Origin of the sequence: Mitsuaria sp. CC2, assembly GCF_048957715.1 — a bacterium.
Lineage (GTDB): Bacteria > Pseudomonadota > Gammaproteobacteria > Burkholderiales > Burkholderiaceae_C > Roseateles.
Genome location: NZ_JARVXN010000024.1, coordinates 143,354 through 160,592, shown reverse-complemented (window position 1 = coordinate 160,592; position 17,239 = coordinate 143,354). Strand labels below are relative to the sequence as shown.

Sequence of the window (17,239 nt, the reverse complement as noted above, 5' to 3'; positions counted from 1 at the left end):
GGCGATCGAGAGCTCCGTCTCGTTGGAGCGGAAGAGCACGCGTTCGCCCAAGCGCCCATCGTCGGCACGGTAGACGACGGTGACGGCGTTATCCCCCAGCGGGTCCGCGCTCACGATGCGGGCGACCTTCCCCGGCTCAATGCCGGAGACGAGCGCGCCTTTGGCGATCTCTTCAAGCTTCATATCTTTTCCGTTTCCCGCTCAGCCGATGACGGCCGATTCGAGGACCTCCCTTTGGCCGGGAGCGAGAGCCGCGCTCTCCACCCCATAGAGCGTCTGAGGATTGCGCAGCCACAGGTGATGAATCGAATGATCCAGCCGGTGGTCCGGGCTCGCGTCTACGTTCCATCTCCGCAGCACATAGCCCGCCAGGGCCGCGCGCGCCTTGATTCGCAACACCCCGTCGTGCATGCCGTAATCGGCTTCGATGGCCTTCGGGTGCTCGATGCCGGGATGCGGCGCGAGCTCCATCTCCACCATCCGCGCCCACTGTTCATCGGCTCCCAAGAGCTCTCGCTCCTCGGCCTCGCCCTCGATATCCTGCACCCTGGAGATCCGCGTCAGCACGAAGTCGCCGAAGCGGCCCCGCTCGCGGTCGAACGCCCGCACATGCCAGCGCAGCCCGTTGTCGGCCAGAGCCACCGGCACGATCTCGCGGCGCTTCGAGCCCGACGACAGAGACATGTAGGTGATCCGCGTGGCGCGCTTGGCGCACATGCTGCGCGTGATGGAGCCAAGCACTTGCATGTCCGGCCGCGTGAGCTGGCCTGGGCCCTCGCAAGGCGCCGCCTGCTTCAAGCTCAGGTCCAGCCCATCGCCGAAGCCTTGCAGCAGCCAAGCGAGCACGCGGTCCGGGTTGAACTCGAACACCGGAGCGAAAGACGACGACGGCCGGTAGCACCGGCCCACAGCGTCGTATTCCAGGTTGTCCGGCGCGATCTCGCGATACAGCGCCAGGTCGCGCGACGAGGCCGCCGGCTTGATCCCGAAGCGAGCTTCGATGTCGGAGCGCCTCAGTTCGCCCGTGAAGAACGCGCGCAGCTCCAAGAACGCCAGCCGTTCACGCTGCGCCTGCGAAGCATCTAGTGGTTCTGCCAAGGGCCCTTTCCCGGGCCACCGGCCCGCGCGCGAAGCAAGTGTCGCGCCTTATGAGAAAGATATTATCATGCTCATCAAATTGATAATGACACCTACGCAGCGTCGGACTGCATCTTGGCAGGCTGCCTCACACACGGGAGAAGTGCCTTGTATTTGGGCATCGACACGAACACCGGCCTCGTTTACGAGGGCCTCGGCGCGCCGGATATGCCGGCTATCCCAACGCCCAGCATCGCGCAGGCGAAGCTGATCGAAAAGGATTCCGACTGGGACGACCTGCCTCGCGGCCTTTGGTCGTCTCCCTTGGCTTGGGTCTTCAGGGAGGACTCGTTTGATCCGGTGACGCGCACGCGCCGGGGGCGGCTGTATGAGCCTCAGCCTGGCCAGGGACAGCCCAATGAGCAGGCTGTGTCGCCGCATCCTTACGAAGACCCGCTCGTGCGACAGCTTGGGCGCGAAGGCCGCGCCATCAAGAGGATGAACACATTCACCGCCTGCAACCCGTTGCTCCTACTCACGCAACAGGGCCAGGGCATGACGTTGGCGCTTGGCTCCTCGCGAGCGGCCTCCGGCTGGCGCATCTTGCAAACCGAAGCCCTTGCCAACGGCTGCGTGATGGTGACGCTCAAATCGCTCTCGGCCTTCGGCATCCTTCCGGCCATCGACTACGCGAAGATCGACGAGCCATTTCGGCCCGCAGTGCGGGAGGCAATCGAGCGCGTTCTGAACTCGGCTTTTCGCGAGTCGGGCATCTCGGTCGTCGACCACTGCCGCGCGGCTTTGACCGTGTTGCTGTCGCGTTGGCTGGTGCAAAGCGGCCACGAGGATGCGAAGACTCTGGCGACGGATCTGGGCGAGCTCGCCAAGAAGACCGAAGGGCGAGCCATGGATTGCGTGGGGAAGGCTGCGCAGATCGTGGCTAGGCTGCACGTACGCGGCAAGCCCAATGAGCAGCATGCCAAGGGACTGCGCGCGCCACTCGAAGGCGATGCCGAATTCGCATTGCACGCCGTTGGGCTGGCAATCCGAGATTTCGGTTGGGCCGTCTGAGCGCGATCCTAGGAAACCAATAGAGCGCTGCCGTCGATCGCGACGAGTCTTAGAAATCGTAGCTTCCATCGCAATCTGACCAAGGCCCATTCCAAGATTTGTCCGGCAGTGCTAGCCCTAAGCTTCTTCTATCGCTAAGGAATCAGAACACTGGCACGGTGATATTCGATGTAGCGCAAGTGCGGTGCTAGCGAGATCCTTGAGCGCTGGACGAGATGGAGCCCCATTGCGCCACGGTCAACATCAGCCAATGTGCTTGACACGATTAGTGAACCGTCGTCGTTGAAGGAAATCAGTCCTCTGTCAAACATCTGATCCAAGTTGGGAGCTAGAAGCAGACCGTTTTGCGGGTCCAACCGCTCTGTTGACGTTTCGCAAAGTCGCCAAGGTTTGATATGGCTTGCGCGAAGCAGGCGCGGATCACCTATTCCGCTGACGACGCAACTCCCATGTAGTGCGATTACCCGTTCCCGAAAGACCCCTTGACCCTTCCGAGCGAGAACAAGAGCCTCGCGTTCCGACTGCGACAGAGCTGGGTTCCGATCAATTTCGCCGCACTCCTTCTCTTCGATCAACTCCAGAAGAGCTGCACTGTCGCACGAAGGCTGTACCGCGTCTGTCGTCCCATTCGTCCAGCTTTTGACCAGAGACATGAGGCCCGAATCGATCTCTGACAGGTAGGCGTTCTGATTCCCCTTCCCAGTTGAAGTATTCAATGGCGAGTACTTCTCAGGAAGGACGGGAAGGAGCTCGGCCAGATGATCAGCGGGGCGTGGCTCGGCGTTCACGCGCTGCCATTGAACCGGGAGAAGCCATCCCCAATCCGACCATTTGGATCCAACAGTCCGAAAAGTTGCGGGCTTCGGAGCTGTGGTGGCAGTGTCGGTGACCTCGCCCAAAGCACGAATGCGGCCATCGGCATATGAGACTACCGAGTCGCCTGGCTTGGCGCGACGCATGTTGTCGTAGAACCGATTCGTAGCTCCCGTGGCGGACTTCTTGGGACTCCATAGATAGCCGCCCTCAAACTCCTGCTGGAAGGTCTGCTTGTGGTTGACCCACCAGTACGCTCGTGTGATCTCTGACATTCCTTTGCTCCCTTTGGAGCGGAATGTAGCGCTCAAATGACTTAAATAAGTCAGTCGCATTCTGCTACCGCACGAACTGCTCAAGCCGGCCTCGTCCCTTTGCACACCGGATACGTAGAGCACGCGTAGACCTGCTGCCCCGCCGTCGGCCCTCGTTTCAGCGTCCTCAGCACCATCGGCTGTGAGCAAGCCGGGCAGACCACCATCGTGACGTCCGCTGCCGACCGCTGCGGCTAGGGCTTCGGGGCAGGGGAGGTCGCCAGCAGCGCCGTCAACTTCGGCCCATCGATGAGCCGCATGTTCCGTCCCTCCGCGAACGCCAGCGCCTCCTTCGTGAATCCCCCCGACGTCACCACGAACCCACCCGCGGCCCCGCGCGCCGCCATCACGTCGTAGAGCTCCCTTGGCGCGCCCACACCCACCTTGCGGGCCTTCCAGTGCTTGCACTGGACGAGGAAGGTCTCGTTCCTGGTTTTTGAAGGCTTGCGCAGCACGATGTCCACGCCACCATCTGGGCCGCTGCCGCCGATTTCGACCCCGGTGAACCCCTTCTGCCGGAACGCATCGCCGATCAGCAGCTCGAACTGGTGCCAGGTCATGCCATCGGTCTTGGCGGCGCCATCGCCGAGTGCGGACTGCTCGTGCAACTTCCCCGTCGCGCGCGGTCGGACAACCGACATCACCGCCGCTCCTGCTGAAGCGAACAGACCCAGCAGCCCCTCTCCCGAGGATCTCTTCCTCGTTCTGGCCATGTCGGCTCTCTCCCTGAAAGTCGAAAGAGTATCGCCACGACCTTCCACCGGTGCCAAGCAGGCAAACGTCGAGGGCTGTGATCTCCCGTCCGGCCAGCGCGAATCCCACGTGAACCTTCTCACGCCATCCCGCCTGATTGGGGCCGCTTGCCGTCTCCTGCGGCCGACACTTCCTCCTCGTCGCAAACAACCCAATTGCCACGCACTTCAACCACAACTGGCGCGCCTCACCCGAGGACAAAGCCATCGAGCGATTCAACAAGGAGGGATGGGTGCTTCAAAACTCTCAACAGGGCGTCGTGCACGGCACACCCCCACTGCGGCTTTGCGCCGCCCAGTCTGTCCTTCCGTCGCGTCTGCGCCGCTGCCGATGACGGTTAAATCGTCGCGGGGGTATCAATGACTGAAATCGAACTGATCACCGCTGTCGGCGGCGTTGCGACCGTCATCGTCTCGCTGTGGTCGCTGAAGGTTGCGATGCGGACCGAGCGGGTGCAGCGAGAGGCCGCAGTGATCTCCATCGCGAGAGAACGAAGGAACTCCGCGGCTGTCCATTTCCAGAGGTACAGCGACCTCCTCTCCGAGGTGCGTGATGCCACCAAGGAGGCTAAGCAGGAAATCAAGGACAGCGCCGACGAGGTCCTGAAAAGTTTGTGTTACCTGGTCGACGATGTCGCCGCGCCGAAACCCCCTCGTCACAGCAGGCACCTCTTCCACGAGATGAGCGAACAGGTCTTCGAGGCCCTGGCGCCGGAGCTTTCCTTCCACCATGAGGAACACATCCTCATGCGATATGCCGGAGTGAGACGCAAACTCCGTGAACTGAGCGACGACTGCAAGCACGCTCAACCGACCGAAGAACTCGGATGGTTCGCTGGCGTGCGTGCGCGATTGACATTCGGTCCGGCAGCGCGCAGCGGTCATTTGCCTGAGCAGGCCTTGCTGTCTTCGAGCGCGTTCCTCCGGATCTACAGCGATCTGGATTCGCGCCTGGACAGCGATTCGGGACGAAAGCTTCTGCTTGAATCGATCGACCGGGTCGAGAAGTTCTGCGAAGCACAGCGCAGGCTTCGAGAGGTGTTCGAGAGCGGGAATCAGCGGCTTGCGGCTGCACTCGACAAGAACTCCTCGGAAGAATTCAAGGTCGTGGAGTCTTCCGAGCTCTCGTCGAAGATCCAGGCGGAAATGAGAGCCCTCGGACTGATGAGTCGCCTGGGGCTTAACGATCTCAAGCATTTCCGAAGTCACGACGTCCTCGATGCGTTGCCTGAGTTCGTTTACGCCGGTGCCGTGCTCTACACCGTCGCCAGGGTGGCCGATCAGTCGGCCTTCTCCAGCGAGCCGATGAGGTATTGAATGTCCCCGAACTCCGCCGACCCCGCTCCCCCCGATCTCACCTCCGCTTCCGCGCCAGTCGACCCCCATCGCGAGCGCACCCTCTTCATCGTGTGGGTCCTCGTCATCGCCAGCGTGCTCATCGGCAACTGGCTGGTCCGCGACCTCGAGAAGCGCCTGGGCATCGACCTGATCGGCGGGTTCACCGGTCAGGCCATTTTGTGGTCGCTGCTCCTCTACGGCGTCCTGCGGCTCTTCGGGCTGCGCCGCCGCGGCATCGCGGCCCTCACCGCCGCCATTGCCTTCGCCGGCATCGTGCTCACCCAGTCCATCGTCGTGCGGCTGGGCATGCACGAGGTCGATCAGGCGCGGGCCAACATCGTCCCGATCGTCGATGCCTTGAATCGCGGCGAGACCCCCACCGAGGCGCAGGTCAAGGCCGCCCACACCGGCGCGCTCGAGCCCGTGATGCTGGTTCGGGTCCAGTTGCGCCAGCAACTCAACGCGGTCATGGCGCGCCATCGCTTGAGCAACGTCGAACTCAGCCTGGCGACGATGCTGCTCCCCGAGAATCTCGCCACCGCCGACCGGCGCGCCACCGCGCGCACGCGCATCGCTGGGGCCGCACAATCGCGAGAGACCCTGGAACGCGAGATCAATCTGATCCTGGGCCGGGCCGACCTCCAGTTGGAGGGCATCGTCGTGTCGACGTCGAGGCGCTACGGCCTGACCACCGCGATGATGCGCGACATCACCGACCCAGTGCGCCACGGGGTGGCCGCGTACGTCGCCACCGAGCAGGCGCAGCATGCGGAGGTCCTCGCGCTGCTGAAGTTCCTCGACGACAACGCCGCGCGTTTCCGGCTCGGCAAACCTCCGGATCGTCGCCTGGAATTCTTCAACGAGGCCTTGCTGTCGACCTTTGACGCCCACGCGGCGCGCCTCAATATGCTCGCCCGTCAGGCTGGCGCCGCCGCACAAGGCCAACCATGAGGCCCGTGTCCACCATCCCTCCGCGAGCGCCCGTCTGAAGTCGCGCGCGAAGCTGATCGCCGCCGCGACCTGGAACGGCGACTTCGCGTACAGCAGCGATGGGGTGCTGGACGCGGCGCCTCATCCGATGGCCGAGCAAGTGACTTTTAGCTTCCCGGCTCGACTTAAAGTGGCAGGTCGGCTTCCTTCGCTCATGTGAAGACCTGACCCTTTGGTCGGCCTCCATCTTCCGACATGCGCAGGAAAGTCCATCCTGCTCTGAGGCGCCTTGCGCAGCCTGTCGACATCGCCCTCAAGGACCCACCTCATGAAACGCATCGCCCTCTGGCTGGCCGTGCTCGCCCTCGGACTCTTCACGCTCGGAACCGCCATGGCCTTCTTCAAGCCCTTCACCCTGTTCTCCGCCACGGAGGGCATCGTTCTGCTGGAGGGCCAGCCGGTGGAAGGCGTCGAGGTCCAGCAGTACTACTTCTGGCACTGGGGCGACAAGGAAGCCACCGCCGTGACTCACACCGACGCCAACGGCCGCTACCAGTTCCCCGCGATCACGGGCCGGTCCATCACCGCCAACCTGCTGCCGCACGAGCCGGTCATCCAGCAGAACATCCGCTTCGTCCACCAGGGCAAGACCATCAAGGGCTGGGGGCACAGCAAGCACAACTACGAAGACCTGGGCGAACTCGGCGACCGGACGATCCGCCTGGTGTGCGACCTCAAGGACGAACCCGGACCCCATCCGGAAATCAACAGCTACGGCATCTGCACGGAGCTGAAGTGACCCCCGGACCTCAGGCCGACCTCGTCCCCTTGCACACCGGATACGTCGAACACCCGTAAAACGCCTCTCCCGCATTTGGGCCTCGTTTAGCCCTGCGCAGCACCATCGGCTGCGCGCAAACCGGACAGACCACCATCGTGACGTCCGCCGCCGACTGCTGCGCAGTGGGTTGAGGCGCCGACGTCGCCGCGAGCAGCGCGGTCAACTTTGGCCCATCAATGAGCCGCATGTTTCGCCCCTCCGCGAACGCGCCGGCTTCTTTCGTGAACCGACCCGACGTCACCACAAACCCACCTGCCGCTCCGCGCGCAGCCATCACCCCGTAGAGCTCCCGCACCACGTTCACGCCAACCTTGTAGGCTTTCCACTGCTTGCACTGCACGAGGAACGTCTCGTTCCCATTGGTCGAGGGCTTGCGCAAGACGAGGTCGACGCCACCATCGGGGCCGCTACCGCCGATTTCGACGATGGTGAATCCCTTCTGCCGGAACGCTTCACCGATCAGAAGCTCGAACTGGTGCCAGGTCATGCCATTGATCGCGGCGGCATCCTGACCTTGCGCCGACGCCTCCAGCAACTTCTTCCTCGCATGCCGCTGAAACGCCGACATGACCGCGGCAGCCAGAAGCACGAGCGGCAGCACGTACTGCAAGGCGGTGGCCCCGCCTCGCACCATGGCATCGATGGCGAGCGCATGGAACTGCGATCCCGGAGGCCCCGCTTGCGGCTTCACCGGCGGCTGTTCTGCCAAGGCATGCAGCCCGAAGTACGCGACGACCGCGAGCGCCGCGCACACCCACCACGGCAGCAACGCGAAAAATCCCAACAGACCCTCTCCCGAGGATCCCTTCTTCGTTCTGGCCATGTCGGCTCTCTCCCTGAAGACGTCCGTCCAGTATCGCTCGCCGATCCTCGAGGTCATCGGCCTCTCCGAGGTCTTGGCGATCTCTGACGGCGGCGGAGCAGGGGAGGCGGTCCTTCCGCCAGACCCTCAATACGGGCTGTCCGCCGGCCGGCCGGCACCGTCCGTCCAGAGGTCATCCGGCAGCGAGCGATCTCTCAGGCACACGCGATCGTGGTCGGGATAGGTGATCCGGTCGACCGCGGCCCGGGTGCCGACGACCAGGCATCGCGTGGGCGCGCTGCTCCGGTTCTCGAGGCAATGTCCCACCGCCGTCCCCGCCTGGAAGGTCGCCGCATCCCCCGCACGCAGCAGCGTCTCGGTCGCGCCCTCGATCACGGTGATCTCGCCGGCCAGCACGTAGACCAGTTCGTCCTCGGCGCTGTGCCAATGCTTGATGGAGGAGCGGGACCCCGGCTGCAGCACTTCAATGAAGGCGCCGAACTGCGTGAGGCCGCCTGCCTCGCTGAGCCACTGGGTTTGATTGGGCTCCGCAGAGCCGTCGACGGGTTGGATCTCGGTCACGAACTGCGCAGGGGTGAAAACCGGCATGGCGTCCCTCGGTTGTTGGTCGGGCGGCCACCGCCGCCCACCCATCATCGCCGCATCGCGCCGGCCCTCACTCCTCCGCCGCCAGCAACTGCCCGATCTCGCGGCGCGTGCCCCTCACCGCCTGATCGAGCACCGGCATCAGCGCCGCCAGGCTGCTCCCCCTCGCCGTCACGAAGCGCTCGGCCAGCGTGCCCAGCGGCGACGGCCCGACCTTCAGCCGATCCAGGTTGCCGCCCGCGTCCGCGATGCCCTGCCTCAGCACGCGCACATCGGCATTGACGTGATTCGCCAGCAGCACGTCGCACCGGCCCGCCATGAGCTGCCGGATCCTCGTCCGCAAATCCCCGGACACGTACTCCGCCGCGTAGAGGGCCCCCTTCGCCTGCTCCAGCGCGCGGCCGTAGTCCAGCCCCCGCACCAGGCACACCCGCAGGTCCTTGAGGTCGTCCACCGCGCGCAGCTCCCGATCGACCTCGCTGCGCGCGATCGGCCACACGCCGCTGACGAAGACGTCCTCCGAGAACAGCAGCCGCGACGACCGGCTCGACGACCTCCCGGCCCCGAACCCCAGCGTCCAGCCGTTCTCCACCATCGCCAGCAGGCGCGGCACCGGCACCAACTGGTAGTCCCACGCGAGCGCCGCGTTGCGGCCGATGAGCTCCAGCACCGGCTTGATCTTCGCGAAGTTGATCCCCTCCGGCAGCGCGAGCGGGACCGTCGATCCCGCCGTCGCATTCGAGGCGCCGGCCGCGCTCGCCGCGCTCGGTGCGTTCAGCGACCCCGGCGCTGCCACGGCATTCACCGCCAGCCCGAGGAGCGGCGCCAGCACCATCGCCCGGCGGCTCACTCCCAGCCCCACTTCCAGTCCTACTCCCGGTCCCACTCCGACTCCCACTCCCTCGACGCGCTGCATGGCCACGATCGCTTTCTTGGTCGCCGGTGTGCCCGGCTTTGGCGGACGAGGCTACCCGCGATGGTTGAACACTTGGTGAAGGAAGCGTTGAGGCTCGCACGCGGAATGAAAAAAGGGCGCCGAAGCGCCCTGTGAGTGGTTACCTACGCGGGTTTGAATCACCCCTCTGGTTATTGGATCAGGTGTTTACCAGTTCTCGCTTGCATATTGCTGCAACTGCTTTCCCCCGCAAATCATTGCCGCAATGACCGCGTTGGCCTGGGAAGCCTTGACAGTATCAGGACTCATCATGCACCCCAGCCAACGATCCGGCGAGGGTTCCCATGCAGCTCGGCCCTCGGGCGTGCCCGCCCAACTGTCTCCGCCGGAGACCATGTCAATTTCCGCTTCCGTGAGCACCTGCATATTCCATCCTATTGTTTCTCGCAGATTCGCTCGGCGCGAAATGACCCTTGGCGTCAACAGGCTAACCATATCCATGGTGGCGTCGATTGAAAATAACTTGTCGATGCTAGTTAATGAATGCTATTTATGGATTGGATTTGATCGGGATAGGATGGCTGGTTATTTATTCGAATTTGTCTCAATGAAAAATATTAAATATCCCGCTGACGCTTTGAATCGCGGCGCAAGGCGGTTGGTCGAATTCGTTCTTCTGCTGTTCGCGGTGGCAGCGATTGGCGTCGCGGCGAAGTTCGTGGAAGGAGCGTTCCCGATTCAATCTGGACCCGGCGCGACGCCATTGAATTGGGCGATCCGGAACCTGTCGACGATGTGTTTGTCGATGGTCATCTCACTTTGGATGCTCGCGTTCATCCATCGCGGCCATCCGATGAAGACGCTGTTTCAAGTTCGAGCTCGGATGATGATCGGCTTGGTCGCGGGAGCCGTTGTGTCAATTGCTGTCGCGGCGCTCTTAGTCGACTTCGAGGCCATCCGATCGAATGGATTCCATCCCATCAATCCGAGGGTCCATCCGCAGATCTGGACGGTCACGCTCACGGCGATGTTGTTGGGCGTTCTTTTCGAAGAACTTTTTCATCGCGCCTTGCTGCAGACCTTGATCAGCAGGCTCTTCGGCAACGAAGTGGCAGGGCTCGTGGGGGCGGCCGCGATATTCACGGTGATGCACCCGCTCAAGGACGCCGTCCTGGTCATCCCCGGCGCCTTGTTGTTCGGTGTCGTCTTTTGGCGCACCCGCTCGGTGTTCTGCACGACCGCACTGCATCTGGCGATGAACGTGACGATCGACCTGTTGAAGGGGCGCACCCTGATGGTCTCGCCGTTGCTCAGCCCTGAGGAATTCGCGCCCATGAAGCCAGCCATCGGTCTGGCGCTCATCTTTCTCACGATCGCCTTCGAGCTCGGTCATCGGCGTGCGGAGCGACGGAAAGCCTGCTACGCCTTGAACGACAGCCATGCAACGATCGTGGCGTCATCCGCATTGCTTTGAATTGTTGAATCCCGCCCCAAAGGAGAGAGTCGCAATCGGCCGGCTCGCGCCAACATCGCTGTGACGCCACCTCGCCCGCACCGATGCAGTCCCGTCCTCTCTCCTCATTCCTGTTCGGCGGCCTCGCGCTCATCGCGACCACCACCGCCCACGCCCAATCCACCGTCACGGTCTACGGCCGCCTCAACGTCTCGCTCGAGCACGCCGACGCCAGCCACGCCCCGCGCGACCGCGCCGTCAACCGCGAGTCCAACAACCGCTCCGTCATCGGCTTCCGCGGCGCCGAAGACCTGGGCGACGGCGTCCAGGCGCTGTTCCAGATCGAGGGCTCGCTCGCCCTCGACACCGGCGTCGGTCCGTCCCTCGCCAACCGCGATACGCGTGTCGGCTTGCAGACCCCGTACGGCCTGGTGTTCGCCGGCCACTGGGGCACGCCTTACCTCCTGGCCACCAACACCCTCGACCCCTGGTACCCGACCACCGCCGGCTACATGGCGTTGATGGCCAACGGCTCCGCACCCACCACCAACCACCTCACCAACACCGCATCCTTCGACCGGCGGCAGCAGAACATCGTCCAGTACTGGACGCCCGCCTGGAGCAGCCAATCCTGGCTCAGCGGCCTCACCGGCCGCATCGCCTACGCCTTCAACGACGGCGAGGTCGGCCCGAACGGCGCGAAGCCGCAACTGCTATCCGCCTCCGTCACCTGGGACCAAGGCCCCTGGAATCTCGCGCTCGCCCACGAGCAGCACCGCGATTACCAGGGTCCGAAGCTCACGGACTCCGCCACCAAGCTCGGCGCCGCCTACCGCTTCGGGCCGGGGCGACTCGCCACCGCCGTGGAGCGCCTGCGCTACGAGACGCCGATCGGCGCGTTGACGCGCGACAGCGTCTTCGTCGCCGCGACCTGGCAGCTCGGCGCGACCAGCCTGCGCGCCAGCTTCACCCACGCCGGCGAGGGCAAGGGCCCCGCAGGCACGCGCGTCGGCTTCGTCTCGGCCGGCGACGACACCGGCTCGCGGCAGTGGACGCTGGGCGCGGACTACACCCTGTCCAGGCGCACCGGCTTCTACGCCTATGTCTCGCGCATCGACAACCAGGCCCGCGCCGCCTACGACTTCGCCATCAATCCGTTGGGCGTCGGCGCCGGGGAGAAACCCACCGTCTTCGCGCTGGGGGTGCGGCACGCGTTCTGACCGCCGACGCCTCCACCGCCATCCACTGCCCGTCGCCAGTTGGTCGTGGCCCGCAGGCCGCCGGCCGCAGCCCCTGTCCCTCATGTCTTGCGCGGCATATCCATATGCCCGATGACGGGGTCGACTGGTGGCAACATGAGCCCTTCCTACGAACAACGAGGGGCCCCATGAAAGCACTCCGCACTTCCCTGATCGCAGCCGCGCTGCTCGCCGGCGCTTCGCTGGCGGCCCACGCCGCCGATCTGCTCGACGACGTGAAGTCCCGCGGCACGCTGCGCGTCGCCGTCGAGGGCACCTACCCGCCGTTCAACTTCAAGGACGCCAAGGGCCAGCTCGACGGCTTCGACGTCGACATCGCCAAGGCCCTCGCCGCCAAGCTCGGCGTCAAGCCAGAATTCACCACCACCGAGTGGAGCGGCATCCTCGCCGGCCTCCAGGCCGGCAAGTACGACGTCATCGTCAACCAGGTCGCCGCCACCGACGAGCGCCGCAAGACCTTCGACTTCAGCGCTCCGTACGTCACCTCGTACCCGCAACTGATCATCCGCGCCAACGAGACCCGCCCGCTCAACACCGCCGCGGACCTCAAGGGCAAGAAGATCGGCGTCGGCCAGGGCTCCAACTTCGCCGAACTCGCCAAGTCCTGGGACGGCGCCGAAGTGCGCACCTATCCCGGCGCCACCGAGTACCTCCAGGACCTCGCCACCGGCCGCATCGACGCCGCCCTCAACGACTCGCTGCTGATCCCCTACCTCAAGGACAAGACCAAGCTGCCCGTCAAGGCCGGCGCCGCCATCGGCAAACCCGCCACCAACGCCATCCCGTTCCGCAAGGGCAGCCCCAAGTTCCAGGCCGCGATCGACAAGGCCCTCGCCGACCTGCAGGCCGACGGTACCTACGCCAAGATCTCCACCAAGTGGTTCGAACGCGACGTCAGCAAGCCGATCGACAACAAGTGATCCGCAACTGATCCGCCATCGATCGACGAAAGATCAGCGATCGAACGGGCCGGCGCGATGCCCTCGCGCCGGCCCTTTTCTCTTGGACGTCTGCAAGCCTCTCGCAGACGTCCGGGCCTCAGGGACACGATCAGCGGCTCTTGTTCTGCGTCTTCACCATGGCCATCGCGCCAGCCAGCCCGCCATCGCCTTGCGATCCGCCGATCGCTCCCGGCGAACCGGTCGCGCCCGTCGTTCCCGTCTCGAGCGCGGGCGTCGCCAGGCAGGGCGCGCGTCCGTCCGACGTGCCAGCCCAGCGGTCGCCGCCGCTCACCAGCGCGATTTCCTGCGTCGTCAGCTCTTCAAACATCATCAGCCTTTCAGGTTGAGGTTCAGGTTGTGGGGTGCGATCAACTCTAGGTCGACGAGTCCTCGCTGACACTCCCCCGCGAGAGGGCGTCGAGGGGGGCCATCGAAGGGGGGAGCGGTGCGCCCTCGCGCAGGACGCCGCGCTCCAGCACCACCACGCGCTGCGCGCCGGCGATCGTGTCCGGCCGGTGCGCGATCATCAGCCGCGTCAGCGGCAGATCCGCGAGATTCGCCGCGACCGCGCGCTCGCACGCGATGTCCAGGTGGCTGGTCGCTTCGTCCAGCGCGAGGATGCGCGGCCCGCGGTACAGCGCCCTCGCCAGCAGCACGCGCTGCTTCTGCCCGCCCGACAGCCCGCTGCCGAGATCGCCCACCAGCGTCTCATATCCCATCGGCATGCCCGCGATGTCCGCATGGACCTGCGCCATCGCGGCGCAGAGCCGCACCCGCTCCGGATCCGGCCGCGCGTCGAAGAACGCGATGTTCTCCGCCAGCGACCCCGTCAGCAGCACATCCTCCTGCATCACCGTGCCGATGCGGCCGCGCACGTTCTTCAGCCCCAGCTGCCGCAGCGGCACCCCGCCGTAGCGGACCTCGCCCTCGACGGGCTCCAGCAGCCCCAGCATCACCTTCAGCAGCGTCGTCTTGCCCGCGCCGCTGGGCCCGGTGATCGCCACGCTCTGGCCGGCCGGCACCTCCAGATTCACGTGGCGGAGGATCCACGGCTCGTGCGGGCCGTAGCGGAAGCTGACGTCGCACAGCGCCAGGCTGGCGTCGAGGTGCGCGAGGTCGCTGGCCGGCGCCTCGTCCGGCTCGGGCGGCTCCAGGGCGATGTCGGCCAGGCGCTCGGCATGCAGGCCCAGCATGCGCCACTCGACGGCGTAGTCGATCAGCGCCGAGACGCGTCCGGTGAACTGCATCTTGTAGCTCAGGAACGCGAACAGCATGCCGACCGTCATCGTCACGGCGCCCGCCTGCTGGCCGTCCAGGATCAGCCCCGCGCCGAGGAACAGCACCAGCAGGTTCTCCACCCCGAACAGGAAGGTGTTGGCGGCGCCCGTCGCCATCGCCAGCCTGGCCGTGCGGACGTCCCGGTTCTGCACCTCGACGATCAGGTTCTGCCACTGCGCGCGGCGCTCGTGCTCGCGGCCGAACAGCTTCAGCGGCGTCATCGCGCGCAAGGTCTCGAGGAAGTGCGAGTGCTCCCGCGCCGCGACGACCAGGCGTTCGGCGGAGGCCTCCTTCAGCGGCCGGTAGGCGACCCAGCGCAGCAGCCCGTACGACGCGACCGCGCCCAGCACCACCAGCGCCAGCGGCCAGGCGTAGACCAGCATCATGACCAGGGCCGCCGCGGCCATCAGTCCGTCGAGGACGGCCTCGATCGCGGCGCTGGTCAGCGTCTTCTGGATCGCTTCGACCGCGCCGAAGCGCGAGGTGATGTCGCCCAGATGGCGGCGCTCGAAGAAGGCCACGGGCAGCCGGAGCAGATGGGCGAAGGCGTTGGCACGCCATTGCAGCGACAGCGTCTGCGTGAGCAGGATCAGCAGCCAGGAGCGTGCGACGCCCAGCGCCGTCTGCGTCGCCAGCAGCAGGCCGAATCCGGCGACGAGTACCTTCAGCAGGTCGCGGTCGCCGGAAGTGAGCACGTCGTCGACGATGAGCTGGTTGCACAGCGGCGCGACGATCGCGAAGAGCTCCAGCACCCCCGCGACCAGCACGATCTGCAGCAGCGAGCGACGCAGGCCGAGCACCTTGCCGGTGAGCGCGGAGAGCGACACGCGCGGCGCGGCGGCGGCCGGCTGGAACGCCGCATTCGGCGTCAGTTCGAGCGCGACGCCGGTGAAGTGGGCGGAAACCTCGGCGAGCGTGAGGCGCCGCTCGCCGACCGCCGGATCGAGCACGGTGACGGCGCGTCCGCGGACCTTCGTGAGCACGACGAAATGGCGCAGGTCCCAGTGCAGGATGCAGGGCAGCGACAGCTTGCCGAGCAGCGCGAGGTCCAGCTTCAACGGCCGGCCGGAGAAACCCAGGCCGGCGGCGACCTCGATGAGGTCGCGCAGCTGCATGCCCTTCAGCGCGGCGGGGAAGCGCCGGCGCAGCTCGGGCAGCGTCACCGCATTGCCGTGCGCCGAGGCGATCATGGCCAGGCAGGCCAGTCCGCACTCGGCGATCTCGGACTGGAGGAGGGGCGCGGGACGGACCGTCACGGCCGCACCCGTCGGGCGGTCGCGAGCAAGGGCTCCAGCACCCATTCCCAGACGCGCCGGTGTTCGAGCGTCACGTCCGCATCGAGCGCCATGCCCGCGCGCAGCGGCAGGTCCCGGCCGTAGGCGGCGATGTCCTCGCGATCCAGGCGCACATCGATGCGGTAGAGCGGCTCGTTCGCCTGCGCCGCGCTGACCAGCGCCTGCGCCTGCCCGGCGGGAAGGTCCTGCGGCGCGATGGGCGTGGTGCTCACGCGCGCGACCTCGCCTCTGGCCATGCCGAACTTCTGGTACGGGTAGGCGGCGTAGCGCAGCCACACCGGCTGGCCGGGCTGGACGAACCCCACCGTCCGGCTCGGCGCATAGAGCTGCGCGAGCAGGCGCGGCGGCGGGTGAGGGCGAATCGGCATCGGCGACATCGGTGACATCGGCGTGCTCGAAGCTTCCGGCGTTGGGGGCGGCGTCGGCACGAGCGTCACCAGCGTCTGCCCGGCCTGGACCGCCTGACCGGCGCGCAGGGGCAGGGCGCTCACGCGTCCGTCGCGGGGCGCGGTGAGGGCGACGCTTGCGCGAGCCTGCAGTTCGGCACGTTCCTGCTCCAGCTGCGCCACGACGCGGTCGAGCTGCGTCATCGCCGTCGCCAGGCTTGTCGGAATCGAGGCGAGCTCCGCAGTCAGCGTCCGCGTCTCGCGCGTGAGCGACTCGATCGCCCGCTGCGCGCCGTGCTCGCGCGCACGCAGGTCGAGCAGGTCCTCGTCCTTCTGCTGGATCTGGACCTCGGACAGGTAGCCGCTCGCCGCCAGCGCCGCGTAACGCTTGCGGCTGCGCTGCGCGAGGTCGACACGCTGGCGGATCAGGTCCAGTTCCCCGGCGGCCTGATCCGTCTCGACGCGCAGGCTGCGCAGGCGTCCGACGAGGGTCTCGCGACGCTCATCCGCCTGGCGCTGCTGCAGCCGGCGCTCCGTGGCCAGACTGTCGCGCCTGACCTCGACCGCGCGCAGGGTGAGCGCCGTCATGTCGCCGCCGTCGACCAGGCGCTCGCTGCGCACGCGCGCCAGGGGCTGTCCGCGGCGCACCGCGTCGCCTTCCTCGACGAGCAGCTCCTCGACCTGTCCCGCCAGGGGCGCGGCCACCTGCAGCAGGCCGCCGACCGGCATCAGCAGGCCCGGCACGCGGGCCTTGCGCGAGACCTGTCCGATCAGCGCGAAGGCGATCAGCGCGATCGCCAGCACCACCGCGATCGCCGCGACGATGCCGGCCTCCGGCCGTTGCGCGACGCGGATGCTGCCCATCCATGTGGCCTGCTGAGACTCCCTGACCGCTGCCCGAAACATCTGATGCGATTCCGTCCATGACGCCGCGGTGGCGGCAACGGATCGGATTCTTCGGCGGTTCCGGACGCCGCGGATGTCGGCGGGGAGGGGGCTCCGAAAGAGGATTGATTTCCTTCCGGAGACATGCTTCGGAAAGGTTCACCGCGTCGTCGATGACGCGGATGTGTGGGCGACACCCCCCTCCATGCTGTCCTGGTCCTCAGAGGAGTGGTCGCGCACCGCGAGCGCCCACCTCGACGAGGGAGGGGTGGCGGGAGGGCTGCTGTCGGATCACCCAAAACG

Annotated in this window: 18 protein-coding genes; 7 read left to right on the top strand and 11 right to left on the bottom strand. The window is 66.0% G+C overall.

All coding sequences use genetic code 11. The features are described from left to right. Positions 1-183: hypothetical protein (locus tag PV762_RS17550; protein WP_421036286.1), on the bottom strand; the 183-nt coding region annotated here is incomplete at its 3' end. Between the two features lie 18 nt (positions 184-201). Beyond that, positions 202-1,098, bottom strand: coding sequence for a WYL domain-containing protein (locus PV762_RS17545; protein WP_421036285.1), 897 nt, complete (start codon positions 1,096-1,098; stop codon positions 202-204). 147 nt (positions 1,099-1,245) lie between these two features. On the opposite strand from PV762_RS17545, the gene PV762_RS17540 reads away from it, so the two are divergent. Further along, a complete protein-coding gene (locus tag PV762_RS17540) occupies positions 1,246-2,148 on the top strand; it encodes a hypothetical protein (RefSeq protein WP_421036284.1) in 903 nt (300 codons plus the stop codon). 134 nt (positions 2,149-2,282) lie between these two features. Here the strand turns inward: PV762_RS17540 and PV762_RS17535 are convergent, their stop codons facing one another. From PV762_RS17535 to PV762_RS17525, 3 genes are all read right to left on the bottom strand, one after another. Beyond that, positions 2,283-3,236: an HNH endonuclease gene (locus PV762_RS17535; RefSeq protein WP_421036283.1), complete on the bottom strand. Its 954-nt coding sequence runs from the start codon at positions 3,234-3,236 to the stop codon at positions 2,283-2,285. A gap of 80 nt (positions 3,237-3,316) precedes the next feature. After that, a complete protein-coding gene (locus PV762_RS17530; protein ID WP_421036282.1) occupies positions 3,317-3,442 on the bottom strand; it encodes a topoisomerase DNA-binding C4 zinc finger domain-containing protein in 126 nt (41 codons plus the stop codon). A 27-nt stretch (positions 3,443-3,469) separates the two neighbouring features. Then, positions 3,470-3,916 (bottom strand): restriction endonuclease, encoded by a 447-nt coding sequence (locus tag PV762_RS17525; RefSeq protein ID WP_421036281.1) that lies wholly within the window; start codon positions 3,914-3,916, stop codon positions 3,470-3,472. 471 nt (positions 3,917-4,387) lie between these two features. On the opposite strand from PV762_RS17525, the gene PV762_RS17520 reads away from it, so the two are divergent. The 3 genes from PV762_RS17520 to PV762_RS17510 all read left to right on the top strand — a co-directional run bounded on the left by PV762_RS17520 (position 4,388) and on the right by PV762_RS17510 (position 7,094). Then, positions 4,388-5,344, top strand: coding sequence for a hypothetical protein (locus tag PV762_RS17520; protein ID WP_421036280.1), 957 nt, complete (start codon positions 4,388-4,390; stop codon positions 5,342-5,344). Further along, positions 5,345-6,316: a hypothetical protein gene (locus PV762_RS17515; RefSeq protein WP_421036279.1), complete on the top strand. Its 972-nt coding sequence runs from the start codon at positions 5,345-5,347 to the stop codon at positions 6,314-6,316. 307 nt (positions 6,317-6,623) lie between these two features. Beyond that, the gene (locus PV762_RS17510; RefSeq protein WP_421036278.1) at positions 6,624-7,094 is read left to right on the top strand and encodes a DUF6795 domain-containing protein; all 471 of its coding nucleotides are present in this window, start codon (positions 6,624-6,626) and stop codon (positions 7,092-7,094) included. Between the two features lie 10 nt (positions 7,095-7,104). Here PV762_RS17510 and PV762_RS17505 read toward each other — a convergent pair whose 3' ends face one another. The 3 genes from PV762_RS17505 to PV762_RS17495 form a co-directional block, all read right to left on the bottom strand. Beyond that, positions 7,105-7,959, bottom strand: coding sequence for a restriction endonuclease (locus PV762_RS17505; protein ID WP_421036277.1), 855 nt, complete (start codon positions 7,957-7,959; stop codon positions 7,105-7,107). 126 nt (positions 7,960-8,085) lie between these two features. Next, positions 8,086-8,547 (bottom strand): cupin domain-containing protein, encoded by a 462-nt coding sequence (locus PV762_RS17500; RefSeq protein ID WP_297532141.1) that lies wholly within the window; start codon positions 8,545-8,547, stop codon positions 8,086-8,088. Positions 8,548-8,614: 67 nt separating this feature from the next. Then, on the bottom strand, positions 8,615-9,394 hold the full coding sequence (locus PV762_RS17495) for a hypothetical protein (RefSeq protein WP_421036276.1): 780 nt from the start codon (positions 9,392-9,394) through the stop codon (positions 8,615-8,617). Between the two features lie 544 nt (positions 9,395-9,938). Between PV762_RS17495 and PV762_RS17490 the strand changes: the two genes are divergently transcribed. From PV762_RS17490 to PV762_RS17480, 3 genes are all read left to right on the top strand, one after another. Beyond that, a complete protein-coding gene (locus PV762_RS17490) occupies positions 9,939-10,913 on the top strand; it encodes a CPBP family intramembrane glutamic endopeptidase (protein ID WP_421036275.1) in 975 nt (324 codons plus the stop codon). 83 nt (positions 10,914-10,996) lie between these two features. Further along, complete coding sequence (locus PV762_RS17485; protein WP_421036274.1) at positions 10,997-12,112, top strand: porin; 1,116 nt, start codon at positions 10,997-10,999, stop codon at positions 12,110-12,112. 167 nt (positions 12,113-12,279) lie between these two features. Next, entirely contained in the window at positions 12,280-13,071 is a 792-nt protein-coding gene (locus tag PV762_RS17480; protein ID WP_421036273.1) for a transporter substrate-binding domain-containing protein, read from the top strand. 130 nt (positions 13,072-13,201) lie between these two features. Here the strand turns inward: PV762_RS17480 and PV762_RS17475 are convergent, their stop codons facing one another. From PV762_RS17475 to PV762_RS17465, 3 genes are read right to left on the bottom strand one after another with little or no spacing between them, the layout of a single operon-like run. Further along, on the bottom strand, positions 13,202-13,423 hold the full coding sequence (locus PV762_RS17475) for a hypothetical protein (RefSeq protein WP_421036272.1): 222 nt from the start codon (positions 13,421-13,423) through the stop codon (positions 13,202-13,204). 43 nt (positions 13,424-13,466) lie between these two features. After that, positions 13,467-15,626, bottom strand: a complete 2,160-nt coding sequence (locus PV762_RS17470) for a peptidase domain-containing ABC transporter (protein ID WP_421036271.1) — start codon at positions 15,624-15,626, stop codon at positions 13,467-13,469. Beyond that, a complete protein-coding gene (locus tag PV762_RS17465; RefSeq protein WP_421036270.1) occupies positions 15,623-16,915 on the bottom strand; it encodes an HlyD family secretion protein in 1,293 nt (430 codons plus the stop codon). Before PV762_RS17465 ends, PV762_RS17470 begins: the two co-directional genes overlap by 4 nt. Positions 16,916-17,239: the final 324 nt, after the last annotated feature.